This window comes from Bacillus sp. X1(2014) (genome assembly GCF_007678255.1).
On record NZ_VEED01000035.1, the window covers coordinates 1 to 26,945 of the forward strand.

The 26,945-nt window shown below is 38.7% G+C and carries 27 protein-coding genes and 1 riboswitch; of the genes, 15 read left to right on the forward strand and 12 right to left on the reverse strand.

Annotation, left to right across the window (positions count from 1 at the left end):
* Positions 1–238: 238 nt before the first annotated feature.
* The 3 genes from FS608_RS28825 (at position 239) to FS608_RS28835 (ending at position 2,601) form a co-directional block, all read left to right on the forward strand.
* Positions 239–634, forward strand: coding sequence for a VOC family protein (locus FS608_RS28825; RefSeq protein WP_144555989.1), 396 nt, complete (start codon positions 239–241; stop codon positions 632–634).
* A gap of 126 nt (positions 635–760) precedes the next feature.
* The gene (locus FS608_RS28830) at positions 761–1,789 is read left to right on the forward strand and encodes an ATP-binding cassette domain-containing protein (protein ID WP_144555990.1); all 1,029 of its coding nucleotides are present in this window, start codon (positions 761–763) and stop codon (positions 1,787–1,789) included.
* Positions 1,786–2,601, forward strand: a complete 816-nt coding sequence (locus tag FS608_RS28835) for an ABC transporter permease (RefSeq protein ID WP_144555991.1) — start codon at positions 1,786–1,788, stop codon at positions 2,599–2,601. Before FS608_RS28830 ends, FS608_RS28835 begins: the two co-directional genes overlap by 4 nt.
* Positions 2,602–2,655: 54 nt before the next feature.
* Here the strand turns inward: FS608_RS28835 and FS608_RS28840 are convergent, their stop codons facing one another.
* Positions 2,656–3,225, reverse strand: a complete 570-nt coding sequence (locus FS608_RS28840) for a DUF6241 domain-containing protein (RefSeq protein ID WP_144555992.1) — start codon at positions 3,223–3,225, stop codon at positions 2,656–2,658.
* Positions 3,226–3,476: 251 nt separating this feature from the next.
* Here FS608_RS28840 and FS608_RS28845 point away from each other — a divergent pair, with 251 nt between their 5' ends.
* Positions 3,477–3,659, forward strand: coding sequence for a hypothetical protein (locus tag FS608_RS28845; protein ID WP_144555993.1), 183 nt, complete (start codon positions 3,477–3,479; stop codon positions 3,657–3,659).
* Positions 3,660–3,765: 106 nt separating this feature from the next.
* On the opposite strand, the gene FS608_RS31555 is transcribed toward FS608_RS28845, so the two are convergent.
* The 6 genes from FS608_RS31555 to FS608_RS28870 all read right to left on the reverse strand — a co-directional run bounded on the left by FS608_RS31555 (position 3,766) and on the right by FS608_RS28870 (position 6,050).
* The gene (locus tag FS608_RS31555) at positions 3,766–3,891 is read right to left on the reverse strand and encodes a hypothetical protein (protein ID WP_260871860.1); all 126 of its coding nucleotides are present in this window, start codon (positions 3,889–3,891) and stop codon (positions 3,766–3,768) included.
* 141 nt (positions 3,892–4,032) lie between these two features.
* A complete protein-coding gene (locus FS608_RS28850) occupies positions 4,033–4,275 on the reverse strand; it encodes a hypothetical protein (RefSeq protein WP_144555994.1) in 243 nt (80 codons plus the stop codon).
* 734 nt (positions 4,276–5,009) lie between these two features.
* On the reverse strand, positions 5,010–5,246 hold the full coding sequence (locus tag FS608_RS28855; RefSeq protein WP_144555995.1) for a spore germination protein: 237 nt from the start codon (positions 5,244–5,246) through the stop codon (positions 5,010–5,012).
* A 57-nt stretch (positions 5,247–5,303) separates the two neighbouring features.
* The gene (locus FS608_RS28860) at positions 5,304–5,537 is read right to left on the reverse strand and encodes a hypothetical protein (protein WP_144555996.1); all 234 of its coding nucleotides are present in this window, start codon (positions 5,535–5,537) and stop codon (positions 5,304–5,306) included.
* The gene (locus FS608_RS28865; protein WP_144555997.1) at positions 5,534–5,800 is read right to left on the reverse strand and encodes a hypothetical protein; all 267 of its coding nucleotides are present in this window, start codon (positions 5,798–5,800) and stop codon (positions 5,534–5,536) included. The genes FS608_RS28860 and FS608_RS28865 overlap by 4 nt, the downstream gene beginning before the upstream one ends.
* A gap of 19 nt (positions 5,801–5,819) precedes the next feature.
* A complete protein-coding gene (locus FS608_RS28870; RefSeq protein ID WP_144555998.1) occupies positions 5,820–6,050 on the reverse strand; it encodes a hypothetical protein in 231 nt (76 codons plus the stop codon).
* Between the two features lie 228 nt (positions 6,051–6,278).
* Here FS608_RS28870 and FS608_RS28875 point away from each other — a divergent pair, with 228 nt between their 5' ends.
* The 3 genes from FS608_RS28875 to FS608_RS28885 all read left to right on the forward strand — a co-directional run bounded on the left by FS608_RS28875 (position 6,279) and on the right by FS608_RS28885 (position 12,081).
* Complete coding sequence (locus tag FS608_RS28875; protein ID WP_144555999.1) at positions 6,279–6,752, forward strand: Hsp20/alpha crystallin family protein; 474 nt, start codon at positions 6,279–6,281, stop codon at positions 6,750–6,752.
* Between the two features lie 173 nt (positions 6,753–6,925).
* A complete protein-coding gene (locus tag FS608_RS28880; protein WP_144556000.1) occupies positions 6,926–7,744 on the forward strand; it encodes a hypothetical protein in 819 nt (272 codons plus the stop codon).
* A 223-nt stretch (positions 7,745–7,967) separates the two neighbouring features.
* A riboswitch (cyclic di-GMP riboswitch) is annotated at positions 7,968–8,057 on the forward strand.
* 76 nt (positions 8,058–8,133) lie between these two features.
* Positions 8,134–12,081 (forward strand): PAS domain S-box protein, encoded by a 3,948-nt coding sequence (locus FS608_RS28885; RefSeq protein WP_144556001.1) that lies wholly within the window; start codon positions 8,134–8,136, stop codon positions 12,079–12,081.
* Between the two features lie 292 nt (positions 12,082–12,373).
* On the opposite strand, the gene FS608_RS28890 is transcribed toward FS608_RS28885, so the two are convergent.
* The 3 genes from FS608_RS28890 to FS608_RS28900 are packed head-to-tail and all read right to left on the reverse strand — an operon-like array spanning position 12,374 to position 16,224.
* The gene (locus FS608_RS28890; RefSeq protein ID WP_144556002.1) at positions 12,374–13,549 is read right to left on the reverse strand and encodes a Ger(x)C family spore germination protein; all 1,176 of its coding nucleotides are present in this window, start codon (positions 13,547–13,549) and stop codon (positions 12,374–12,376) included.
* Positions 13,546–14,658 (reverse strand): GerAB/ArcD/ProY family transporter, encoded by a 1,113-nt coding sequence (locus FS608_RS28895; protein ID WP_144556003.1) that lies wholly within the window; start codon positions 14,656–14,658, stop codon positions 13,546–13,548. Before FS608_RS28895 ends, FS608_RS28890 begins: the two co-directional genes overlap by 4 nt.
* 3 nt (positions 14,659–14,661) lie before the next feature.
* Positions 14,662–16,224: a spore germination protein gene (locus FS608_RS28900; RefSeq protein ID WP_144556004.1), complete on the reverse strand. Its 1,563-nt coding sequence runs from the start codon at positions 16,222–16,224 to the stop codon at positions 14,662–14,664.
* Between the two features lie 245 nt (positions 16,225–16,469).
* On the opposite strand from FS608_RS28900, the gene FS608_RS28905 reads away from it, so the two are divergent.
* Both FS608_RS28905 and FS608_RS28910 read left to right on the forward strand, forming a co-directional pair.
* Positions 16,470–17,018: a transposase gene (locus FS608_RS28905; protein WP_144556005.1), complete on the forward strand. Its 549-nt coding sequence runs from the start codon at positions 16,470–16,472 to the stop codon at positions 17,016–17,018.
* A gap of 92 nt (positions 17,019–17,110) precedes the next feature.
* A complete protein-coding gene (locus FS608_RS28910; RefSeq protein ID WP_144556006.1) occupies positions 17,111–18,019 on the forward strand; it encodes a Gfo/Idh/MocA family protein in 909 nt (302 codons plus the stop codon).
* Positions 18,020–18,237: 218 nt separating this feature from the next.
* On the opposite strand, the gene FS608_RS28915 is transcribed toward FS608_RS28910, so the two are convergent.
* Positions 18,238–19,071, reverse strand: coding sequence for a hypothetical protein (locus tag FS608_RS28915; protein WP_260871861.1), 834 nt, complete (start codon positions 19,069–19,071; stop codon positions 18,238–18,240).
* A gap of 642 nt (positions 19,072–19,713) precedes the next feature.
* Positions 19,714–19,983, reverse strand: coding sequence for an excalibur calcium-binding domain-containing protein (locus tag FS608_RS28920; protein WP_144556007.1), 270 nt, complete (start codon positions 19,981–19,983; stop codon positions 19,714–19,716).
* Between the two features lie 260 nt (positions 19,984–20,243).
* On the opposite strand from FS608_RS28920, the gene FS608_RS28925 reads away from it, so the two are divergent.
* The 6 genes from FS608_RS28925 to FS608_RS28950 all read left to right on the forward strand — a co-directional run bounded on the left by FS608_RS28925 (position 20,244) and on the right by FS608_RS28950 (position 26,492).
* Complete coding sequence (locus FS608_RS28925; RefSeq protein WP_144556008.1) at positions 20,244–20,720, forward strand: DUF2975 domain-containing protein; 477 nt, start codon at positions 20,244–20,246, stop codon at positions 20,718–20,720.
* Positions 20,721–20,730: 10 nt separating this feature from the next.
* Positions 20,731–20,952: a helix-turn-helix domain-containing protein gene (locus FS608_RS28930; protein WP_144556009.1), complete on the forward strand. Its 222-nt coding sequence runs from the start codon at positions 20,731–20,733 to the stop codon at positions 20,950–20,952.
* A gap of 275 nt (positions 20,953–21,227) precedes the next feature.
* Complete coding sequence (locus FS608_RS28935; RefSeq protein WP_144556010.1) at positions 21,228–22,160, forward strand: ABC transporter ATP-binding protein; 933 nt, start codon at positions 21,228–21,230, stop codon at positions 22,158–22,160.
* Entirely contained in the window at positions 22,153–23,097 is a 945-nt protein-coding gene (locus tag FS608_RS28940) for an ABC transporter permease (RefSeq protein WP_144556011.1), read from the forward strand. Before FS608_RS28935 ends, FS608_RS28940 begins: the two co-directional genes overlap by 8 nt.
* 610 nt (positions 23,098–23,707) lie before the next feature.
* The gene (locus FS608_RS28945) at positions 23,708–24,394 is read left to right on the forward strand and encodes a response regulator transcription factor (protein WP_144556012.1); all 687 of its coding nucleotides are present in this window, start codon (positions 23,708–23,710) and stop codon (positions 24,392–24,394) included.
* Positions 24,369–26,492: a HAMP domain-containing sensor histidine kinase gene (locus tag FS608_RS28950; RefSeq protein WP_144556013.1), complete on the forward strand. Its 2,124-nt coding sequence runs from the start codon at positions 24,369–24,371 to the stop codon at positions 26,490–26,492. The genes FS608_RS28945 and FS608_RS28950 overlap by 26 nt, the downstream gene beginning before the upstream one ends.
* The last annotated feature ends 453 nt before the right edge of the window (positions 26,493–26,945 follow it).

The window sequence follows — 26,945 nt, forward strand, 5'->3', positions numbered from 1 at the left end:
CACAAAAAATAAATCAGCTGCTTAACATTGTTTTTCATCAGGAATGAATTTACACATAATAATGGGCTTGACTAAAACCTTCCCTTATTTAGCCTGAAACGAGCTCCATTCTGCATTTAACCGAAAAATCTCCGGTTATTTTCCTTTCGCTGGTTACTCTTTTAAAAGGGGGACGTTTAGTTCCTTAAGAAAATCAATTATAATAAATGTAAGTACATAAATGAGGAGGGTGATATAAGTGGAAAAAATAACACCGTTTTTAATGTTTCAAGATAGCAACGCAGAAGAAGCGATGAATTTTTATATTTCCATCTTTGAGGATTCTCGAATTACAAACATTATTAGATATGGGGCTAATGAAGCTGGACCAGAAGGCACTGTAATGCAGGCTACTTTTACCTTAAAAGGGCAAGAATTTATGTGTATTGACAGTTTTGTCAAACACCAATTCTCCTTTACACCTTCTTTCTCAAGCTTTGTTACTTGTAGTAATGAAGAAGAACTTGTCGATCTTTATGAGAAACTTTTGGAAGGTGGACAAGCACTTATGCCATTAAACAATTATGGCTTCAGCAAAAAGTTTGGCTGGGTCAATGACCGCTTCGGAGTTTCTTGGCAACTAAATCTTCCTTAACCTCTTAGGGGTCAGTCCCCCACTGCTTTAACGTAGTGGGGGACTGACCCTTTTTTTTTCGTTCATCTTGAATTCACAAATGTTTGGTACTCTCATATGTATTCAGTTAGAGGGGGAGGAAATGAAATGAATCTTATCAATAGAAAAACTGCATTTCCGGAAAATGGAGATTGGGCGGTGGAAGCGCATGGCCTTGTAAAAACGTTTGGCGACAACCGTGCTGTTGATGGGGTAGATTTGAACGTACGTGCTGGTACGATCTATGGCGTGCTTGGTCCCAATGGAGCGGGGAAAACAACCACAATCAGAATGCTGGCGACACTTTTACGATCAGATGAGGGTTCAGCAAGAATCTTTGGATACGATGTAGTGAAAGAGGCACAAATCGTACGGCAACTCATTGGAGTGACTGGCCAGTACGCATCGGTAGATGAGACACTTAGTGCTACGGAGAATTTGGTCATCTTTTCTCGACTGTTGGGACTAGGACGTGCAGAATCAAAGCGTAAGGCAAACGAGCTGTTAGAAGAATTTGGATTAACAGAAGCTGCCAAACGTCCTTTGAAAAATTTCTCTGGTGGTATGCGGCGCAGATTAGATTTAGCGGCAAGTCTCATTACACAGCCGCCGCTTATCTTCTTGGATGAGCCGACGACTGGGCTGGATCCGCGAACACGTAATCAAATGTGGGAGACCATCCGCCGATTGGTAAAGATGGGTTCCACGGTATTGTTAACTACACAATACTTGCAAGAGGCAGATGAACTTGCGGATAGGATAGCGGTTATCGATCATGGCAAAGTGGTTGCCGAGGGAACTGTGGACGAATTAAAAGCGTCAGTTGGGAACTCATCGTTACAATTGAGATTGGAAAATACAAAAGATATGGAGGACGCTCGTCAAACGGTTGAACGGGTACTCAAAGTTAAGTCCAGTGTGTCGTCCGAAGGTGTGAAGATTATTGCACCAATGGCGGATGCCAATAAAGTGACTGACTTACTTATCGCTTTCCGTGAGTCAGGAATCCAATTGGCTGAGTTGAGTGTGCAAAAACCAACACTCGATGAAGTTTTTCTGAATATTACTGGTCATGGGGTAGACGACACATCAAAATTGCCAGGTAAATCGGGAGAAGAAGTGGAGGTTGGCATATGAAAAACAATACGGTGAAGTCGTTTTCTGATCGCCAGTTAAAAAATAACACAAGCTTCAGTCAAGCAGTCCGTAACTCGTTTACCATGGCCTATCGTGGGTTGTTGAAAATTCGCCGCACACCTGAACAGTTGTTTGATGTTACGCTCCAGCCAATCATTTTCACTCTGATGTTTACTTACATTTTCGGCGGGGCTATCTCTGGGAACGTGCAGAACTATTTACCCGTCATTATTCCTGGTATCCTCGTTCAAACGGTGATTTCAACTTCAATTGTGACTGGCGTCCAGTTGCGTGAGGACATGGATAAAGGCGTATTTGATCGATTTAAGTCCTTGCCGATTGCTCGTATTGCTCCGTTAGCAGGGGCGTTGCTGGCAGATAACATTCGGTACACCATTGCTACTGTGCTTACTTTTGTTATGGGATATATTATGGGGTACAGACCTGATGGTGGTCTAGGTTTTGTTGCCATCGCTGGCCTGCTTGTGATTGTGTGCTCTTGGGCAATTAGCTGGATTTTCGCCTTCTTCGGTGTGATTGCACGGACGGCTTCAAGTGTACAAGGAATCTCGATGCTCGTGCTGTTCCCACTTACGTTCCTTTCTAACGCCTTTGTTCCAGTTGAGACCATGCCTAATTGGCTTCAGTGGTTCGTGAAGTTCAACCCAGTTTCACATCTTGTGACTGCTGTCAGAGAGCTTGCCAATTCTGGAACCGTTGGCATGGATTTCGGCATCTCCCTCATTGGGGCTGCTGTCATAGTAGCGATCTTTGCACCTATTACAGTACGTGCCTATATGCGCCGAGCATAAAAAAGGGGTCAGTCCCCCGCTGCTTTAAAGCAGTGGGGGACTGACCCTTTTTCATTACTGGGAGCTTGCTTCACTTACAAGATCTTCTTCTTTGAAGTTATTTAGGATGAACGCTTCTTCTTCTGATTTGCTCATGATTCCATAAGCTTCGCCGACCGTCCCTCCTTGGTAGGTCCAGAAATAGTTGTGGTCATCATCTATTTCTGAAAAAGTGCCCTTTTTCCATTTAGATAAAATGGCTAGCAATTCATCTTTTTGTTCGAACTGACTGTTCTCCACAATGTTATAAACTTGATTAATTGTATCGGGGATCATAGGAATGGCTCCCCACTTTTCTTTCGCTTTCACTTTTTGATGAGTCATTTTGTGCATCACTTCAATAACCGCATCTTGTGAGCTACTATCATCAATCCCAATATCATATTGAATTCCGCCAATTTTGGCTGTTTGTTGCTTGTCCACTTTCTTTTTCTCTTTACTGGCAGTATCTTGAACAGCTTTCGCTTCTACTTTCTCTTGCTTTTTTTCAGGTTCGGCCGCATTGTCTACTAATTCAAATCCTCCGTATTTTACGCCTATTAAAATGGCCAAAACAATTCCAATAACGATTGATACTTTTGTCAATTCATTCCCCCCTAATGATAGTGGATAGTTTTAACTTAACAAAAAATTCAGAATTATTCTAGTTTATTTAGTTAACATAATCCCTCCAAAGAAGACAGCTATCGACATTTGTACTGAATTTGGATTTAATAGATTAGGAAGGATGCAGGTTCGGGCCAATTGCGGTTTGAATCTATTACTTGTAAGTACTCTGGCAAAGAATTACTATTTAGAATAGAATACTGGGAAAACGATCTAAAGGAGGGTTAAACGTGGAAAAGCAGATTATCAAGAAGGAAAGTGGCAACGAGTATATTGTAGGTACTTATCGTATATGGAAACAACCGAGCGGAGGGATCGGAATAAAATTCGATGGAGAAAAGGAGCTATATAGTATCCCTAAAGGTACGGATCTCTATCATAAAATAAATAAGCGTTTTGAAACTGAAGAGTAGGTCGATTTTCTAGAGGCAGCGGAAGAGGAGCCGAGGGGAAGGTTGTGTTTGACACTCTAACCTTAATAAGAAGCCATGAGAACTTCCCCTGTGGCGTTTCTAGAGATTATCTATCTTTTTGCGAATGTCCAGATTTCCCCTCAGTAATTACACGATCAATATCAAGATAGGGCTTCCCTTTTATTGCATCATTAGAAACAATTTTGGTATTTTCCTTGTGAGTGTCTTTCATTTAAATCCTCCCTCCAAAATTTAGAATAATGTTAGTTTGTACAATCAAAAGATATTAAATACTGTATGGCGATATTGTGTGTATCTAATAAGATATAAAAACCATGCAGTTGTTCCAGCGTGGTTTTAACGTTTCTGTGTACTATTCTTCCTCATACTCAGCCATCAAATGGTGTAAATCGTTGACAGCTAGTTTGACACTCTGTTTTTTATCTTTATGAAATCCGATTCCTGTTAAAGAATCATGGCTTTCGTAGGAATTAGTTGCAAAGCTTTTGTAGCCGTCAGGAACGGTGAAGATTTCGACTGTAATGGTTAAACTTTTGCCAGTGTAGATCTTAATAATCTCCAGCTCATCAATTTTAAACTTTGTTACCACTTTCATCATAATCCTCTCCGCTCTTAGGGAAATCGTCTTCCTGTCACCATAGTCAAGTATACGGTAAAAGACTACCTTATGGGCCTTCATGATATGACAATAATCAAACTTGTTTGAATTTTGGTGGCGCGCAATTGAATACGACTAGTTACGAAAGTGATATGACTGAATCTCAATGGCTGTAGGTACGTTTGTAGTTTGACATTTTTCTCAGGTTTTTAAAGTGAAAAATCTAGGAATGATGCGGGCTAAGGAAACATTTAATTAAACGTTTGTGTAGTTTCGAAAATGCGGGAGATTAATAGAATATTGTAAGTTTATGAAAAACCCATCTGTTTTTGTTGAAAGATGGGTTATTTCCTGCGAAATTAACAAATTCTCTTCGACACCTTTCTTGTCTACTTTGCTGCGAGAATTCATATACATCAGTACTTGCAGAAGTTTAACCAAACGTTTGAATAGTATAGCCTATATGGTATTTCGTCGAAAGAGTGTCGGGTGGTGACGATAACAGAATTTACGACATCTTTCTTCTATTTTTCGTGCATGTTTCAACAATTTATTTTTACATAATGGAGGACTAAGTTAGATAAATCAATGGCTAGAGGGGAACTAATCAAACGTTTGATTAGAGGGGAAACTTGTGGAAGATTGTCAGGGGGTCAGACCCCACTCAAAGTAATTATAAAAAGGCGATTTCTAATAATGATTAGAAATCGCCTTTTTATATAAGAAAAGTATCAAACCACACTATTTTTAACTGCATTGCTATCACTAACATCGGGGTCAATGACGGTATTGGATGAGAGGTTTACAGGAGACAAGTCACCGAGTACTTCTCCAAATGCCTGATTTCGCTTATAAGTTACAAATTGGTCAATTACTTGTAACGAACCCGTATTTGCAACTGCTCCATTGTCAAGGCTATTAATTTTAACGCCCAACACATTGATGACCATCGGAGAAATAAAAAACATGTAAACACTCCTATTTTTTATTGTATACCCCCAAGCTCTGGACGATGGGACAAATTGCTATAGGATACTTGATTTTACAGATGAACTATCAACTAAATCATTGTCAAACACCCAAGAAGTTGATAACAGAGTAGGGGATAAGTCGCCGTTTTGTTCTCCAATTCCTTGATTACGCTTAAATGAGACAAACAAGTCCAGGTGCTGACTTGGCCCTAGATTTACCACTGCACCATGGTCAATGGCATTAATTTTAATACCTAAAATGTTAAGTGTCGCAGGCGCAAATGTCATGGGCTCACTCCTGGAATTGGAATTTTAGACGTCGAGTCAAAGGTAGAGTTGGAATCCAGTTGATCACGGTCATCAACAAAACTTCTTGTACCTAGAAAGTTACTTCCGTCTCCCATATTTTGGCCTAAGCCCATATTTTTTTTGTCTGAATTATGCCATTCAGCCAGTAGGTTTTGCCCGACATTGATGGCTGAGGCATTCTCAAAAGAGTTTACCTTTATGATATTAATATTAATGTTGATGTAAGGAACCGGACCAGACATAAAACCCTCCTAAGCATTTTTAATTCGTTGTTTTTTGTGACATGCTATCCTGAGGCTCGTTATCAATTGTTGAAGAGACTGTGAAAGCTCTCAGTGTACCATCTGCCATTTGCTGGCCAATTCCTTGGTTTTTCTTTGCACTTACATTTTTGTTTTGAATAATCGTTGAATTAAATGATACTTGACTTAAATGATCAACATTATTCAGTTTGATACCTTTAATATTTATAGTCGTTGGTAAAAAGAACATAGACCAGAATCCTTTCCATTCAAATCCCGGGATACTTAAAGCCTATGCGGGACACATGATGATTATGTTAGGACATTAAGTTTAGAGAACAGTAATAGGAACATCGTTTAAATTTTTTTATGTAATAATCCTATTTCCGTGAATGATTTGATAAATCATAAATACGATGGTATAAGATGCACACTTATAATTGGCCCAGCTTTAACTTCTTCTGAGGGGGATCCATACATGGATATGAATAAGATGCTACAATGGATGGATTTAGCAAAGAAGTATCAATCCAATGACTTTTGGAATGGTATTTTTGAGCAGCCCTCCTTTGATGATTTTATGAAAAGTAATTTTGACTTTGGTCAACCCGGAGAGACGAATTCAGAACCTGTGAGGGGAAAAAATTTTCCGCCAACCGATATCTATATGACAGACGAAGAGGTTATATTGGTCGCCGATCTGCCTGGTTATTTAAAGGAAGATATTCAGTTGTCTGTATCAGGCATCAAGATTTTAATAAAAGGAAGTAAAAAAAGTCTCATGAAAGGGGAGCTGGTACAACAAGAAAGATATAATGGAGATTTCCAACGAATCATCCAGCTTCCAGAACCTGTATTACCCAATCAAGTTCGTGCAAAGTTTAGCAATGGCTTGTTGATCATTTCCTATAAACGGCAATATTCTAACGAAGAACGGGTGCCAATTGAATAATCAATTTTCAGTATTTCTGACGCTGGTTGTCATAAAGGAAAATAAATAATAGTTTGCGAGGATTTACTATGCCTATTAAAGGGATATTCGGCGGAAATAATAAGGAAAATTCGATAAACAGTGCAAATGATTACGATAAGCAAATTTTGCGGATAAATGCGCTTGAAGTCCAAATGAAAAAATTTTTGGAATTTGAAAAACAACTTCGGCTTTCGATGGTTGGAACAGACAAACAAGTGAAAGACAGGCGATCTTGGACAGAGCAGAAAAAGGTGGAAGCAATTAAGTCTGAACAGGAGTTTCACTCAAAAAGGAACGCTGAAAATAATCTACCAGTACAAAAAATCAATGAGCTGTCACAGAGGATCGACCGCCTTGAGAATATGGTTAAAGAAATTATTTTGACACAAAAGGCTAGTCAATCAGAAAGAGCTATGAGTGCGAATAGTTATCGTCTGCGGGAAAATAGGAGCGATGGGCAAGACCAGAGTGACTCCCTCTCCTCACTTATAAACATGAGAGTCCGGGAGCTGGAGAAAAATTATGAAACTGTTAATGAGGTACAAGCTGGGATCATCACTCAAATAGGGGAACTAGTAGAAAAGCATAATCAAATGCTGCAAAAATGGGAGAAAAAAGAAAGTGAGGAGATTCAGCAGAATCAGAATCCTATTATCAAAACTTTATATATTGATAAATTTTATTTAGATAAATATGAGCAGCACAATAACTTTGGCCAGATTGGCATTCATTCGTTGAGCGGTGCCCTTAATATTGGAGCGACCTATGGAAAAGATGTTATACCTAGCAGAATAACGGAGGGAGTAAAAGAAGAAATAGAAAAAATAAAGTCCGACATGGAGGGAATGGAAAAACCACCAACTGGTACAAACGAAGCGGACAAGCCTGAAGAAGATGAGTCATCTAGCGCTTCAACATCTATTCCTGTAGAGGGGGAGGAAGACTTCACCGAGATTGGGATTGAGGATTAAAATTGGTGCTTGTCACATCAATTGATGATTTCAGTACGGTCTACTCTTCCTTAAATTATCTGAGGCATTTTCTTTGATAAATCTTTTGTAAATGAAATAAATCATCATTTGAGTTCGAAATTGGTTTTGGAAAGATTTACCGATATTCCCTAATCAATGGGGGTTTATTTTATTATCAAAAATAGTATAATAGTTTCAGAAAATACTGTAATTGGACCCTAAAATTCGATAGAGGCAAACTTACTGAAAGATGAGGACGCAAAGCTACGGGTCTAAGGTTATAAACCATAACGATGATCGCCGGGTTACCGAATAATGATACGATCTCATCGGCTATTTCTAAAAGAAATAGCCTTATTTTTTTAATACATTTAGATTGGGGTATTCAAATGAATGTTGGATCTATTGCTTCCCTATTCGAAGAAAATACAGCACATAAAATTTTAGATAGCCCAGAACTTACGATTTGGTATAAAGACTTACAAGAGGATACTTTATGGGTTTCTAAAGGTATTGCTTCCATATATGGGTATCCGCAAAAATATTTCTTCGAGAATTCTCTAATATGGTTAGAGTCGGTTTATTCGGAAGACAAATGGATGATTGAAAATGCAATAAGCAGGCAATTAGTAGGGGAGTCAACAGATGTAGAATATCGAATCATTCGTTCCGATGGTGAAGTTCGATGGGTGCAAGATCGTTCGCATCCAATCTTAGATGAAGTAGGAAAGGTTATCGCCATAAGCGGTTCTGTACATGACATAACTTTACAAAAAAGAGAAACTTTGAAATTACAAGAACAGCTTAAAATGACCGAAAACAGTTATCGTTCACTAATAGAAAGTGAAGACCGATACCGAAGTTTAGTAGAAGTTTCACCAACTCCTATTATTGTTCATCAAGAAGGAAGAATCGTTCTTGTAAATCAAGCTGGATTAGAGGGGCTTGGTGCCGTTTATGATGATCAGCTGGTTGGCAGGGATCTCTTTGACTTTATTCATCCGGACAGTAGGCAGATCTTATCGGACCGTTTTAAGGAAGCGTTAGTCAATGGAAAAGTCAGCCCAAGTGAATGTAAATTAATTACCTTAGATGGAAAGACCATAGATGTAGAAGCATCTGGAACCAAAATTTTATTTAATGGGAAACCAGCCATTCTGGCGGTTGGAATAGATATTACAGAGAAGAAAGCCTTGCTTGAACAATTAGATAAAAATGACCAACGGTATAAATCACTATTTGAACATAATGCCAATAGTGTTTACTCGTTTGATTTAGATGGTAATTTTACTAGCTGTAATAGTGTTTGTGCAGAAGAAACGGGGTATCGTAAGGAAGAATTATTAAAACCGATGAATTTTAAGGAAATAATTGTCCCTGAAAAACTAGAAGAAGGTTTAGATCATTTTGTACGATGCATAAAAGGCGAGGCACAAAATTTTAGAACCTCTATATTAAATCGGAAGGGTTCCATCATTCATTTAAATGTGACAGTGGTACCTATTTTCGTAAATGGAGAAGTAAATGGTGTTTTTGGGATTGCCCAGAACATTACCAAACAAGTGGAAATAGAAATAGCAAATGAACATATGGCTTACCATGATTATTTAACAGGTTTGCCAAATCGCAATAAGTTAAATTCAAGTCTAACAAGCGAACTGGTCAGTGCGGCAAAAAGAAAACAAAAATTGGCTGTTTTATTTATGGATCTTGATCGGTTTAAAGTGGTCAATGATACCCTGGGTCACAATACAGGAGACGAATTGCTTAAAGAAGTAGCCAAACGGCTTACCTTTTCTTTAAAAGATAAAGACATCGTTTTTAGGCAAGGCGGGGATGAATTTATTATCATTCTAAAAGACGCTGATCGAGATGTGGCTGCAAAAGTGTGCAGGAGAATGGTAGATGTGGTGGCTGCTCCATTTAGGATTCAAAATTATGATATTTATACTCGTCCGAGCATGGGGGTCAGTATATTCCCAGAAGATGGAGAAACGGTGGAAACCTTAATTAAGCATGCTGATTTTGCCATGTACCAAGCTAAAAAGGAAGGGAAAAATCATTTTAAGTTTTATTCATCGAATAATCAGGCTTCCATTATAAATCCCCTGGTATTGGAAATGGATCTTCATAAAGCGATTCAACAAGAGGAGTTACTCCTCCATTATCAGCCGAAAATGAGTTTAAAAACAGGGAAAATTGTAGGTGTAGAAGCATTAATCCGCTGGAATCATCCAGAATGGGGCCAAGTAGCACCTGGAAACTTTATTCCGATTGCAGAGGAAACAGGATTAATAATTCCTATTGGTGAGTGGGCGTTATACACTGCTTGTAAGCAAAATAAAGAGTGGCAGCAAAAAGGATTTACCACCACGATTTCTGTCAATCTATCAGCCAAGCAATTTACACTTTCTAATTTAGATGAAACAGTTGCTAGGATCCTGAACGAGACAAGGCTGGAGCCCCAATATTTAGAATTAGAGATTACCGAAAGCATAACAGCGAATATAGAACGCACCATTACAACCTTACAAAAGCTTAAAAGTCTTGGAGTTCGCCTTAGTATTGATGATTTTGGGACAGGCTTTAGTTCTTTAAATTATTTACAAAAGTTTCCTTTGGATACTTTGAAAATTGATCAGTCCTTTGTACGGGGACTGCAAAATAATTCGAATGATGAAACGATTGTAAAAACCATTATTTCAATGGCCCATAATTTGAATTTAAACGTGGTTGCTGAAGGAATAGAAACAAAGGAGCAACTAATGTTTTTGCAGGAACATCTTTGTGATGAAGGACAAGGGTTTCTATTCACCAAACCACTTTCAGCAAACGAATTAGAAAATATGATTGTTAGCATTCAGAAAATAGTCAAGGATTATGGGATCTCGCAGGATGTTAATGAACGCATGTGGTCCGAAGAATTAGTACGTATCGCAAAAAAAGAATTAAATGAAACGATTCGCCTGCAGCAGGGGATGACCTTTAAATATAAAAAAATAAACGGCAAATTTATTCACACCTTGTGTGATGGTGAATTATTGTATCGCTTTGGCCTTATTCCGAGTCTTGTAGTAGGAAAACAGTTGAGTGATTTTCTTCCGAAAGAGAAAGTAGAGAATAAGCAAGTATACTACCAAAGAGCGTGGAATGGGGAAGAACATGTTCATTATGAAGATGAGCTTAATGGAATTTCATATCTAGTCGCGTTAAGACCCATTAAACGTGGTGGTGAAGTGGTGGAGGTAATTGGCTCATGTATCGATATTACCGACCGTAAGAATGCTGAAAAAGCCTTGCTTGAGAGTGAAAGTAAATATCGGTTGATTGCTGAAAACATGACAGATTTAATTATTTTATTCGATTTAAATAGGAAAGGAATCTATGCATCCCCATCACACGAATCCGTCCTTGGGTACACACCAGAATATTTTGAAGGAAATAGTACGTTAAATCTTATTCATCCTGAGGATGTGGACGCGGCTATGGACCAATTCGCGGAGGTGATCAGGACTAAATTACCTGCAAAAGCTGAGGTGAGGCTGTTACATGCAAATGGTGAATGGAAGTTATTTGATTGTACAGGAACACCTGTCGTAGATGAAAATGACGAATTTGAACACATTATGGTTGTAGCAAAAGATATTACAGAGAAAAGAAAAGCGGAAGAAATGCTATGGAATGCTGAGAAGTTGTCATTAGTTGGTGAGTTGGCCGCAGGGGTTGCACATGAGATTAGAAATCCACTAACATCTATAAAAGGGTTTATCCAATTATTCCAAGAAGGTATTGTAAAACATGAATACTTTAACGTCATCCTGACGGAGTTTAATCGGATTGAGGAGATCATAAAAGAATTTCTTTCTCTTGCCAAACCACAAGAAATCCAACCTAAGTTAGTTCATATCCCTTCATTGTTAAAAGAAATTGAAACATTACTCGAATCAGAAACGATCCTTAATGATGTTGACTTTTCAGTTGAAATGGAAACGGATCTCCCATTGGTTATGTGTGATGCCAATCAAATGAAACAAGTATTAATCAATCTTTGCAAGAATAGTTTTGAAGCAACGGATAAAAAGAATAATGGTTTCATAGAAGTCAAAGCTTTTATCAATCAAGAACATCTCACCATCCAGATAAGGGATAATGGGATCGGAATAAGCGAAGAACGATTAAAAAGACTAGGTGAACCTTTCTATAGCAACAAAGAAAAAGGGACGGGATTAGGGGTGATGACCTGTTTCAGGATTATAAGACAACATAAAGGAACACTGAAATTTGAAAGTAAAGAAAATCAAGGTACAACGGCTGAGATTAGGCTGCCACTGGCTTAAGGTGATAGGAAAAAAAGGGTCAGTCCCCCACTGCGTTAAAGCAGTGGGGGACTGACCCTTTAAAAGCTTTACTCCATTATTTTTCTTAAAGGACCAAAAATGTTTTGAAGAAGAGTGAGAGGTCCTGGTATGTTTTCTAGGTTGAAAAAGGAAACCAATTCTGATAATAGCAGGATAGCTATAAATGTTATTCGATCTGCCTTCGACGCTTTTTTGAGTCTCTTCCACTCGAATAACACAATGATCACAATAAGTCCTTGTATGCCGAATACTGTGCCCCAACTCCATTGCATTACTCCTTCACCTCGTCTCTAGGAAGGGCTGCGGGCGGGCCAATGTAACCAGGTCTTCTTATTTTTGCATTCACTGTTATATGAACCTCGACTTCTGGGAACTTTTCTTCCCATCGGTCCTCTACTTTTTTCCACTCGTTCGGGTATTGTTGATGAAATTTCCTCCCAAAATCGATGACATCTGCTTTGAATTCTTTTTGAAGCTTTTCAACTGTTTGGGCTACTCTTTCCTTTAGGGCGGCTTCATATTCTTCCTGGATATTCATTATGACATCTTCATTCATAAGGTTTAGATGCGTTTCGTTTTGAACAATATCTCCCTCAATCGAAATATTTAGATGCATCATCCAGCGATTACCTTTGATTTTAGGTCTAAAACTCATCTTTCCTAACGAAGGTGTCATCGTAATTTTACCGTCCTCACCTTTCGGCTTAACGGATATGGTGCTCCTTTTCACCTCGTCCTTTAACCATAGTAAGCCACGGGTCTCCTTCATGTTTAACGTTCCGACCATTTTATCCTTCTTATACACAGCCGTTCCCTCAATAACAGGTATGGTTTCATATAATTTCCTAGCCTTCTCCTTTGAGATCAACGTTTTTATATAAGGCATAGACACGCTCTCACTCTCGCCCATTAACCCCATGTCGACATCTCTTAGTGTCGTAATCATTCCATATTCATGTTGTGATAATTTACTCAGTGCAACCCCTGAATACCTTTCTAAAGGTGGAATTAATGTAAGAATTTCACTTGCTTTCCCATTACTTACATATAGTAGTGAATTGCCTCTTGGTTTGGGATGGCGAGCTAAATAGTCTATTTGCTCGCGTATACCGTTTTTAGCCAGCTCGTCTCCAAAAATATAAACTTTACATTGACCCCAGAACAGTCTTCTGGGTACATTGAGTTGTAACTTGGAAATGGCATTTGCAAGATTATCTCCTGTTCCTTCACGAACAAAGGTGGAGGCTGCACTTGGATCCTCTCCTGTTTGTCCGCTTACAATGGCACGTGGGATAAATAGCTGGACTGAGATTTTAGTTTTTCCATCTTCTAGCCGGTCGATGGCCGCCGCCGTAATAATGGCGAGATCTGGAAGTTCCACTTGATCCCAGCAGCCAGAAAGAGTGGGAATACAAAAGCACATGATGGAAAGTAGAATCTTCTTCAACGGCTCTCACTCCTTTTCCTGCGGACCAGTGCAATGATGAGCAAGAAAAGGGGCAGGATTGTCTGAACCATAACGAAATAAAAAGGATGAATTCTTGTAAAGTAGTCTACTAATACGACAATATTAGGAATGTCCCAATAACTTAATAAAATGATAAGCAGACTTAAGGGAAACACAACCAGCCGGTAATTGGAAAGTCTTAATAATTGCGCAAGCCCCAAACTAGCTACATATAAAAAAACAGTTACTTTAACAAAATTCCCGAGTACCCAGGAAGCTGTAATGATGACTTCAAAGTTTTCAAAAAATCCCATTACATTTATGGCACGGACGACCGAGTATACAGGATATAATTGATTGACGGATGAAACACCTAATAAAGTGAGTACAAAAAAATGAATATATAAAAGAATAAGCATGACGAAAAGGGCCGCTTTCATCCCTGACTTTAGACCCTTTTTGGGACTATTGATAAAAGGATAAATGAATGCTAAAAGAAAAAATTCACTGAACCATGCTGTTTGTGCAAATCCTCCCTTCATAACCGGGAGGACCCCATTCTCTAGAATAGGAAGCATAAAAGTAACATCAATATCCTTCATTAATAATAGGAGAGACACAGATGTACTTAGGTATAATGTCGTGCAAATAACGGCGGATCGGGCAATCACTTCAATCCCGCCCCGCACTGCTAGTGCGCTTACAAACATGATGCTGATGGAAAATACAAGGCTAGGGGTTTCAAGCATCACGTTACCGGTGATGAAATCAGAATATTGTCTGATGATTAGCCCTGTATTATGAATATAAAAGGAAACGAGGAAAAACCCAAATAGCTTTCCGACTGCTTTCCCAAGAATTTTTTCACTATATTGTATGGGATTCAACTTTGGAAATAATTGATGGAGCTTCCAAACGATGTATACGGTTATAAAACCGATTAAAGAGCCTACGATCGGCGTCATCCACATATCATGCTGCGCAAATTTTCCAGCGATAGACGGAATGGAAAGAACACCTGTAGCAATAATGGTTGGAACCATCATAATCTCCATTTGAAGGTTTGATATTTTACCCTTTTCTAGCATGTTCATTTCACCGCCATTCATGCCTTATTCATTGCTATTATTAGGACCAGGCTTTACATTTGTTCCTTGTCTTACCGCATTAAATTCTCCTGTCAGGTGAGGACGGCTGTTCATTTTCCATAAAGGAGAACGAATGAGCGTATCCTTCAACGGATGTTTTTGTAGTGTAGCGATAGGACTCAAGTAAGGGAGCCCAAATGATCTTAACGTTGATAGATGGATAACGAGCACAATTAACGCAAGCATGACACCGATTAACCCTGCAAAGCCTGCAAGAATGATGATTGGGAACCTTAGTAATCGGATGGCTAGACCAATTGAATAGCGAGGGACCATAAAGGAAGCAATCCCTGTGATACTCACCACGATAATCATGGGTGCAGAAACAATCCCTGCTTGAACAGCTGCCTGTCCAATGACAAGTGCCCCTACAATACTGACAGCTGAACCGACTTGTCTAGGAAGACGTATTCCAGCCTCCCTCAATGCTTCAAAGGTAATTTCCATCATAATCGCTTCAACTATGCCGGGAAAGGGGACGCCTTCTCTAGCGGAAGCTATACTTAGCAACAGGTCTGATGGGATCATTTCCTGATGAAATGTTATAATGGCAACATATAGGGAAGGGAAAAATAAGGATATTACTAAAAAAAGAAACCTGAGAGATCGGATAAATGTCCCTATCCAAAATCGTTCGTAATAGTCCTCTTGGGATTGAAATAAACTAAAAAAACTCACTGGTGCCACTAAGGAAAAGGGGGTCCCTTCAATCAGCAAAACGGCTCTGCCCTCTAGTAAATTAGCACAAACCACATCAGGACGCTCCGTATACAAAATTTGCGGAAAGGGCGAATAGGGATTATCCTCAATGAATTGTTCGATATATCCACTTTCCAACACCCCATCAATATTAATTCGGTTAAGACGATTTTCAAATTCCTCAATCAGAGTTTTATCTGCTAATCCCTCTATAAAAGAAATCACAACCTTGGTCTTCGTATATTTTCCTATATGGACGGTCTTCATTTTCAGAGCAGGGTCTTTAATAATCCGACGCAATAAAGATGTATTTACACCAAGAGATTCAGTGAAACCTTCTCTTGGTCCTCGAACAGAGGTTTCAGCCTGTGGCTCTTCAATTGAGCGTTTTTCAAATTTCAGTAAACCTAATGAAAAAGCCTCTTCAAATCCATCAAACAGCAAAACTGGGTTTCCAGTGCCAATGGCATCAATACAGGCGGGAATCGTAGTGACCCTGTTGATGTTTGAAATGGGTAATCTATTTTTTATAGAAAACAGGAAGTCTGTTTCATCAAATTCACTTTTATCTAACAGTGTCTCAAGCACTTGTTGTTCTAGCTTTTGAGTATCAGTTAATCCTTCTATATAGATAATGGCGGCGTCCTTTCCATTAACAACAAAAGAACGAAAAACGACATCTGAACTATCCTTGTACAGAGAGGAAAAGAATTGTATATTTCTTTCAAGTGTTTTCGATAAAGGGATGTCCTGTGATAAAGTCTGATGTGGTGCTTTATGATCCTTCGCTATCTTCTTCTTTAAAGGACCCCTTCTAACACGAATCACCTCATTTTCCTCCTTTTTCTTCACATATATATTAATTTCCTTATATTTTTAAAAAGTATTCATGTGGGGGGTCAGACCCCCACTAAGCTAAAAGTTTAACGCGTTAATGTGATATAGGACAAAAGTATATTTGTTTTTTTTTTGTGTAATAAATTTTTATCGAAATATAGAGGAAAAAAGTGGATTTTGTTGAATAATGTATTAGGTAAAAAGAATAATGATAGAAAGAGAGGCGTTATGCTCAATTGTCGAGAAAACATCGCGTTTGGTTTCCTGGTGCCATGTATCATATTACAAATCGTGGCAATCGAAGGTCATCTATTTTTTATGATGATTATGATTGTATAGTCTACTTTAAGATCTTAGAAGAAGCTCGTCGTTGTTATCCTTTTCATCTCCACACATACTGTCTCATGACAAACCACGTTCATCTACAAATCGAAACCATTGACCACCATCCAAAAGATATGATGAAAATGCTAAATTCTAGATATGCAATGTATTTTAATAAACGTCATGAACTAGTAGGCCATGTTTTTCAAGGAAGATATGGAGCAGAACTTATTGATTCCCAAGCCTATTTCTTAGATGTTAGTAGGTATATTCATTTGAATCCTGTAGAGGCAAACATGGTCAAATCCCCAAGTGAATACCGGTGGAGCAGCTATACTGCTTTCATATCGGATTTTGTTAATCCTCATATTACAACCACAAAAATCTTATCTCATTTTCCAGAATCACCAAAAGAGAACTACCGCAAATTTGTTGAAGGATCATTCACTTTAACACGTTAAACTTTTACCTGAGCGGGGGACTGACCCCAAATTGATAAAAAGTTTCTATAACCGTATAATTTTCATTAGTGTCTAATAATGGGGTGAAGAAGATGAAAGTTGGAATTATTGGGTTGGGTGATATTGCTCAAAAAGCCTATCTGCCTGTTCTTTCGGAAAAAGAAGGTATTGAATTAGTGCTTTGTACAAGAAATCAAGACACGTTAAACAGCTTATCAAAAAAATATAGGATTCAAGAAAAGGTTCAGTCTGTAGAAGAACTGATCATGATGGGTATCGATGCAGCCATTGTGAGTACTGCTACAGAGGCCCATTTTGAGATAGCTGAAACATTGCTCAGAAATGGGATCCATACATACATAGACAAACCGATATCGATGAATATTCATGAAACCAGAACCATCGCCAAGCTTGCAAAAGAGAGCGGTAAGATCGCCATGGTGGGTTTTAATAGAAGGTTTATACCGAAAGTCAAAGAGCTGAAAGAAAAGGGGAAAGCCAACTTAATTATCATGCAAAAAAACAGATTTTCAGCTCCAGACTTTGTGCGAAGGTTTGTTGTGGAAGATTTTATCCATGTAGTCGATACACTTAGGTTTTTGATGGATACTGAGGTCAAGGATGTCAAAGTTGAGTACCTTAAAAATGGTGAAATGCTTGAACATTTGGTCATCACGCTCATCGGAGAAGGATGTACCGTTATCGGGATCATGAACAGAAATAGCGGGGTTACAGAAGAAATCATTGAATACATGACTGGACATGATAAATACGTCGTAAACAGTCTCGTCGAAACAACTCACTATCATAATAAAGAAATAAATATTTCAAAATTCGGTGACTGGGAGCCAACTCTGTATAAACGTGGTTTTTATCAATTAGTAGATCATTTTATTGATTGCGTTCAAAATAATAACACACCTGAACCATCTATTGATGATTCACTGATTACCCATGAAATTTGCGAGAAAATCGTGAGATATATTGATTCAGGTGAATAGAAATGATTTCATGTTGTTCACATAACAAAAACCGTAGGGTCCATTCCAGACATTAACTGAAATGGGCCTATTGTTACTTACCCTAGTTTATATAGTGGATGAATGGATGCCCAAATATGGCCAATGTCCCGTAAGGGGCAACCCTAATATGACGTTTATAACGGGAATACTTTGCAAAACTGATTTTAAGCATTGGTGACAGCTGATACGAATTCTAATCAAAGTTTATAATTCTTGCTCAAACCTAGACTAAACTCCATTTCCGTATCACATAGATCATACTTATCCCTAAGTACTTCATGAAAAAGTACGCAAAACTTATTCTCCGCGATTCCAAAAAAATAGGCGAATGGATTTCTTACATTTCTGTTGAACTTCATCTTCCTAATGAGCTGCTTAAAGGATTGGATGGCAACATCTTGGATTTGATGTAGATCAAGTTCCCATCTGTAACTGGATGCAGCAATATTTACTGTTCTCCAATACTCTTCGATGGTCTTTGCTTCAGGAAAAAAGCATTTTACTAGCTGGACAAAAGGCTGTGGAACTCGGTCACTCACATAGGTATGGTCTAATTCGGACGCTTCTTCTTTACGTTCTTTTATCTTTTGATCTTTTTCAGTTTTTAAAAGATTATTAGTTTCTTTAGGGTGGTCCAAGATTTCCTCTTTAGGTGGTTCATTTGCAGGAAATCGATTGATGATATATAAGTTACTAGATTGCGAACCATTCTTTCTTTCTGTTTCATAAACGGTTAGAATTCCCAAATCCTTTGCTTTAAGAATCATTCGTTTAAAGGTAGAGCGCGAGATTCCATTAAGGTTGTATTCTTCGTGAATCGCTTTTAAGACCGTTCCAATTTTGGCATTACATACGCCAGGTATTTTTGCAGAAAAACGAACCAGCCGCTTAAACCCAACCAATTCCCCTTTAGAAAAATCATGCTTGTGGACGGTTAACCACTTCTCAATATGTGTATTCAATTCCTTCAGCGAACTAAATTGTGAAAACTGCTCGAATCCCTCAATATTGCCTGACTTTAAACCCACCATTTCCAAACACCCTTCCACCGCTTAGTTTGCGCTTTCCAATTGCTAAATCAACAATTTCAGCACCTTCACGATAGCGGTTTTAGCAGCACAAATCGAACGACTAAATTTCAAATTTGGAGCCGTTTTTATAGTGAAAAGCGTCATTTTGGGTGTCAAATTTGAAATTTGAGGCCAATTTTAGCATTTTAAGCTATTTTTCATATCAATTTGGAAACGAGGGGTGGAGGCCAAAGGGACATTTTTAGGGAGTGGTTTTTGAAGACATCGCTCGACAATCTTTTTGGCCATTTAGAGTGAGAAAACTATTATGTGAAGCGTGCCGAGGCAATTTTTAACCAAACGTTTGTTTAGTATCGAAAAGCCGGGGTTTTAGTAGAATAATGGAAGGTTGAGAGATTCCCATCTGATTTTGGAGAATGGTGGGTTATTTCCTGCGGAATTATCGACAATTTTTTTTCGATAATTAAATGGTAAAAGCTTATAAATAAATAGATGCGCCTGTTTTAACCAAACGTTTGAATAGTATAGCATAAATCGAATTTGGTCGAATTCATTCTATCTTTCGTGTAGAAATAGGATGTGAATCTAGTTTGAGAGCAACGAAAAGAGGACTGATCATCAGTCCTCCTAGAGTCTCACCTATTAACGCTCACATGCAATTAAATCTTTATCGCGGTCACTTTTTTTATTTTTGTCATACAGTGCTTTTGAAACATAAGGCTTGTACTTAGTTTTTCCACCTTTGTTTTTAACCTTCGATGAACGTGCCACGCCACCTTTAAAGTCCTTATTCAAAGCAGTACAGTTTTTGTAAGTTTTAATCTTTACTTTTGCCTCTGCAGAATCAGTCAAACTAAAAGATAAACCAAAAACTAACCCCAAAGATAGTAAAATAGTAACTAACTTTTTCAATTTTATCCCACTCCTAATATTGAAATCTAATTTCCATAATAGGATATTACTAGGTAATTAGCAATATAAATAAAGTTATAAATTAAATAGTTAAAGTTATAGTGGGCATTTCCTTTAATCAGGAATGCTTTTTTATTTTATAAAATTTAAATGTATTTGATAAATCGATAATAAATTATTAAGTAGGATTAAAAATTTATTGAAAATCAATAAATTATATCTTATAATCAATTTGAAAAAAACTTAGTGGGGTGCTTTTTATGAAACGAGGATCAACACTCTTTTTAAAGATGGCTGTTTTTCTTATGGGAGTTCCTGTTCTTGCTTTGTGTATATTTGGGATGTCTTGGTTAGCTAAGAATCCAGTAAATCCAGATTATGATCACATACTATATCCGATTGTAATAGGGATGTATGTATCTATGATACCGTTTTTCGCTGCATTGTATCAGGCGTTTAAACTTCTAAGCTATATTGACAAAAACCAGGCTTTCTCTGAATTGTCTGTGCAGGCCCTAAAGAAGATCAAATTCTATGCACTGATCATTAGTGGGGTGTATGTGATCATTCTGCCATTTGTTTATTTCTTAGCAGAACTAGATGATGCACCAGGGCTCATAATCATCGGAATGGTCCCTATCTTTGCCTCCGTGGTCATCGCAGTATTCGCGGCTGTTCTTCAAAGACTTTTACAAGAAGCGATTGATATAAAATCGGAAAATGACTTAATCGTCTGAGGTGATAACAATGGCAATTATAATCAATATTGATGTGATGCTGGCGAAACGGAAAATGAGCGTTACAGAACTTTCGGAGAGGGTTGGAATCACGATGGCTAATCTTTCTATCTTGAAAAATGGAAAGGCAAAAGCGGTTCGATTTTCTACTCTAGAGGCGATTTGTAAGGCTTTAGAGTGTCAGCCGGGGGATATTTTAGAATACAAACCTGACGAAGACACTCATGGATAAAAGAATACTAACAAACGGACAAGAGGCCCAAATCCATTTCTACGGAGACGGGAGAATAGAAGGAAGATAAATCAAGGGACCGTCCCTGTGTTTTCCACATTAAGAAAATATTAAGATTTTTATCATGGGCTTGTTAAGATTTGCTGGGTATCCTGATTTCAGGACGAAAAATAAAGGGGAGATTGGGTATCCGTTAAGGATAAATAAGCATGGATAGTTAACATTTGCTAACAAAATGACAAGACGTTTAAATCTATCATTTAAGGAGGACATGTATGAGCAACGAACCAATTATCAGCTTGCGTAATGTGACTAAAAGAATTGGCCGGACCACCCTCATCGACGATCTTACATTTGACGTACCACAAGGTGAAATTTTCGGCTTCCTTGGTCCAAATGGGGCCGGTAAAACAACGACAATCCGCATGATCGTCGGACTGATGTCGATTACCAAGGGACAGATACTTATCAAGGGAAAAAATATCAAAACTGAATTCGAGCAAGCGATCCGCCACGTCGGTGCCATCGTGGAAAGCCCTGAAATGTACAAATATCTGAGCGGTTACCACAACCTTGTTCATTACGCCCGCATGGTGCCGGGGGTAACCAAGGAACGTATTGACGAGGTAGTGGAGCTGGTGAAGTTGGAAAATCGTATCCATGACAAAGTCAAAAAGTACTCGCTCGGTATGCGTCAGCGTCTGGGAGTCGCCCAGGCATTGCTGCATCGGCCGTCCTTGTTGATTCTCGATGAACCGACGAACGGTCTTGACCCGGCGGGGATTCGCGAGCTGCGCGATTACTTGCGGCATTTGACCCGTACGGAAGGAATCACGGTTATCGTCTCCAGCCATCTGTTGTCCGAGATGGAGCTGATGTGTGACCGTGTTGCCATCCTTCAACAGGGCAAGCTGGTCAATGTAATGCCGGTTCAGCATTTTACTCGCGGGAACGATCAAACTCAAACATATCGAATCCAAGCACAGCCGCCGGAAAAGGCATTGGCGGCCACGAGGCAGATGGATGGGGTTCTGGAGGCTAAGATCACTCAGGAGGGAATCGTAGAGATCACAACCGAGCGGGAACGAATCCCGGATATTCTCGCTGAGCTGATGCAGAACCATATCCGAATCTATGGCGTCGAGATGGTTTCCCAGTCCCTGGAAGATCGATTCTTGGAAATAACGGGGGGTGGGCAAATTGCTTAATCTAGTACTCAATGAAAATATGAAAATTTACCGGAGGGTACGAACATGGATCCTTGTCGGATTGATGGCTGCTTTTGTACTTTTTGTTAACATCATGGAATGGCATTCCGATGGAAAACAGGCGAAAGGTGAAGGCTGGCGGGCCGAACTGCAGCAGGAGAATCAGCAGTGGAGCAAAATTCTGAAGCAGCCCAAGCTGGATAAAGAGGACCGAACATTCTATCAGCAGCAGATTGCCATCAACAACTATCACTTGGAACACAATATTCGTTCGACGGACGGCACGATGTGGGATGGAGTGAACGGTTCAGCCAGTTTGATGATCGTGATTACCATTTTCACAATCATTATTGTGGGAGACAGTGTGGCAGGCGAATTTTCGACCGGCACCATCAAGCTGTTGCTCATCAGGCCGGCTAGTCGAGTCAAAATCCTCGTCTCCAAGTATCTCTCTTTTCTGTTATTCGGCATGCTTTTGTTAATCACTCTATTTGTTATATCCGTCGCCGTGAACGGAATCTTATACGGCTTTGGATATATGAATCTACCGTTGGTCAACATGACTGCTGACGGGCAGATTGTCGAAAGGAATATGGTAATCAATCTATGGAAAACGTATATGATGAACGGTGTATCCACGGTAATGTACGTAACCATGGCCTTTATGATCTCATCCGCTTTCCGAAGCAGCGCAATGGCTATCGGTTTTTCCATCGGCGCTTTGTTTGCGGGCAATATGGTTCTGCAGGTACTGCATCGGTTCGATTGGAGTAAGTACCTGTTGTTTGCCAACACCGATCTGACCCAGTACCTGAGCGGTCGTCCTTTCCAAGAAGGAATGACATTGTCCTTTTCCATCGGAGTGCTTGTTGTCTATTTCCTCGTGTTCAATCTGATCTCCTGGCTTATTTTTACACGTAGAGATGTGGCAGCCTAACGTTTTGGGGGATCAGGTTAAGCACTCGATCTGATAAATAGGCGGAAAAATTCCGCTTATTTAGAAATTATCATTAAGAATAGCTTAAAATAAACGGAGAAATTCCGCCTATTGGCTCGAAAAACGTGAAAATGGGGGATTTTGCTTTGCATAACCGGAAAAACTCCCCTTATTTACCTCCGAAACGAGGTCCGTTGTGTACCTAACGGAAAAATCTCCGCTTATTTTTTCTTTCGCTGGTTACTTATTTAAGGACAGCCCGCCATAAGAACCGTCACTGTGGCAAGCCCAGTGGTCCACCAAAAAATGCCACCCGAAATGGGAAGGCATTTTTTTTATTACAGTCTATTCGGCTCTATAGCTGCCATAGCGAATTTTTACGTCATCATAATTCTCAGGCTGGCCCGATAACAAATACGATAGATTAATGGCTGAACCATCCTTGTTTTTATTGAAAGATTTGCAAAACTTAAATATTAGGCCTTATTTTTCTAGACGTTAAGAAAATCTTAAGATTTATATCCTGTGTTTGTTAAGATTTGCTTGATATGATTCTTTTTGCAGGCATACTAAAAGGTGATAGAACGTAGTTGGGAGTGAATTTTTTTCCATGAATGTGTTGGTTTGTGATGATGATAAGGAAATTGTCGATGCGATCGGAATTTATTTAGAAAATGAAGGATATCACCTATTTAAAGCGTTTAATGGTTTGGAAGCTATCGATCTCATCAAAAATCATGAGATTCATCTTATTATCATGGATATTATGATGCCTAGGATGGATGGATTAAGGGCTACGATGAAGATTAGAGAAGAAAATAATATACCATTGATAATGCTTTCTGCTAAATCGGAGGATTCGGACAAAATTATCGGATTAAATTTAGGGGCAGATGACTATCTAACAAAGCCGTTTAATCCGCTGGAGTTGATTGCAAGGGTCAAGTCCCAGCTGCGGAGATATACCACATTGGGAAGTCTTGAAACAAAGAGGAATGTCTTTCGGACGGGAGGACTGGTCATAGATGATGAAAGTAAAGTCATCTCGGTCGATGGGGAAGTGGTCCATCTTACACCGGTGCAGTATAAGATTTTGAAATTGCTGACGGAGAACGCGGGAAGAGTCTTTTCAATTGAAGATATCTATGAAAGGGTATGGAATGAAACAGCGTTTAGTCCGGAAAATACCGTATCCGTTCATATTAGAAAAATAAGAGAGAAAATCGAAATCAATCCGAAGGAGCCCAAATATTTAAAGGTGGTGTGGGGAGTTGGATATAAAGTTGAAAAAATATAGCCACTTATTAACAACGAAAATCATTGTTTTTATGATCGCAGTCGTTTGTTTTACAGGGATCATCAAAGCCATGATCCAGGTTGAAGTTGTCAATCATGGTTATTTTAGCATGGTTATGGAAGAGGACTATCTTTTAAGTAAGGCATATGTTAGAGAAAATGAAAAGATTATCGGCAATCTTACTACTCTTCTTAGGGAATACAAGAGTGAGGAAAATATTCTAAAGGGCGGTTCGATTAGTGAAGAAAGGTTAAGGGTAGAGACGATGGAGTTATATTCCGATTTTGAGCTCTCCTCTAAGAACTATCGGCCGGAATTAAGGGAAGCGGAGAACTATTCCGCATTTAAAAAAGAGTACGCTGACAAGATTGCTCAGGTTAAGGAAAGATTGATAAAGGAAGATTTAAGAACTTATCATAGATTATTGCAAGAACTCACGGAGCAGAAAAATCCGTTGTTTTATGCCAGTGATGGTGTAAATGTCTATACAAACACGACAAAGACAGAAAAGGGACAGTTTAAAGAGTATCCTACTTATTTGATATTTGAAGATTATAAGAGAGAAATTTATCCGAAAGTAATTGAAGAAAATGAGCAATTACACTTCCTTACAGATCCAATAGAGGAATTGAATCAGGATAAGATGGTGGTTTATGTTGCGTTTACAGACAACTTTTTAAATCAAAAAATAAACGAATGGAAGGAAGATAAAGCAGTTGCCGCAAAAAACTTTTATATTTTAGCCGCGTTCTTGCTAGGCTTCATCCTTTCATTTAGTTATCTTATCCTCACCACAGGAAGAAGGTCATTTACAGATGATCATGTACACCTTCATCCAGTGAATAAACTATTTAATGATATCAATATCGTGCTGTGCATTAGCCTAATTGCCATTTGGGTTACAATGATGGATAATGTGACGCACCAAAGTATTGATAAAATAGCCATTCCCATCACCATCCCGATTTCAGCAACCGTGTTTATTCTGATTCTCTCACTGGTTAAACACGCTAAAAATAAAACGTTCTTTAAGCATACCCTGATTTTTGCTATCATCCATAAGCTCATAAAGATTGTAAGAAATGTGTATGAGACAGGGAATGTCGGGGTCAAGACAGTATTAATTGTGATTGGTTATCCAGTATTGATTGCGTTAACGTTTTTTATGTTCCCGGTTACTATAGGCCTGGCCGCGTGGTTTGCTTATAAAAAGGTTAAGAGTTTTCAAGCCATCCAGGATGGAGTGGAAAAAATTAAGGCGGGAAATCTTCATCATCGAATCGAAGTGGCTAGCCGTGGTGAATTAAATACCCTTGCTAGCAACATCAACAGCATCACGGATGGATTGAAAGAGGCTGTTGATCGTGAACTTAAAAGTGAGCGGTTAAAAACGGAGTTAATCACCAATGTATCTCATGATATTAGAACACCGTTAACATCTATCATTACCTATGTGGATTTATTAAAAGGGGAAGAGGTTACACCAAGAGCTGCTGAATATATCGATATCCTGGATCAAAAATCGAAGAGATTAAAACTATTAACTGATGATTTATTTGATGCGGCGAAGGCGACGAGTGGAAATATTTCCGTTAATTTTGAGAAAATTGATATTGCCTCTTTAATCACTCAGGGACTTGGAGAAGTAAATGATAGAATTGAAGCCTCCCAGTTGCAATTCAAACTTAATCTTCCCAAGAAGAAGGTTTATATTGAAGCGGATGGAAAATTACTTTGGAGATCGATTGAAAACTTATTATCGAATATCTTTAAATATGCACTCAGTGGTTCTAGAGTTTATATTGATGCTGAGGATGCAGGCAATGAAATTCAGCTTACCTTTAAGAATATTTCCGCCTATGAGTTAAATATCTCAGCAGACGAATTAATGGAACGGTTTAAGCGTGGTGATGAATCTAGATCCAGCCAAGGAAGCGGGCTTGGACTATCAATTGCGAAAAGCCTCATCGAAGTTCAAAAGGGGAAATTTAATATCCACGTGGACGGAGATTTATTTAAGGCAGTTATTTCTTTCCCTAAGGTGCCTGACACCCAATCGAGAGATGTGGAAGAAATTGATATTATCGGTTTACAGTAAGGTAATGACCACCAAAGAGAATAGATTAGACCGTTGCATGTAACTTGCAGCGGTTTTTTTCATTATCTTCCCATAACAATTTGTCTAAATCCATGATGAAGGATGGAAGAAAGGAAGATGTCTTGTAATGAAATTTTTATAAAAAGAAAAATTACCTATTGTAAAAGTAAACAGGAGGTGTTATGATATGAAAGTTGCTTTTAACGACAGCTTAATTAGTTAAAAGTGAGTGCGAAAAAAAGCTAAATTATTATATTGACATAGTGATAGAGAGTTGATATAATAACAAATGTCGCTTCTGACATAGTGAATTGTTCTTTGAAAACTAAACAAACAAAATCGTGCAAACAAACAATAAACTTTAGTTTCAATTATGAAGCTAAGCCAACGTAACAAATGAGCTAATCAACTTTCTTGGAGAGTTTGATCCTGGCTCAGGACGAACGCTGGCGG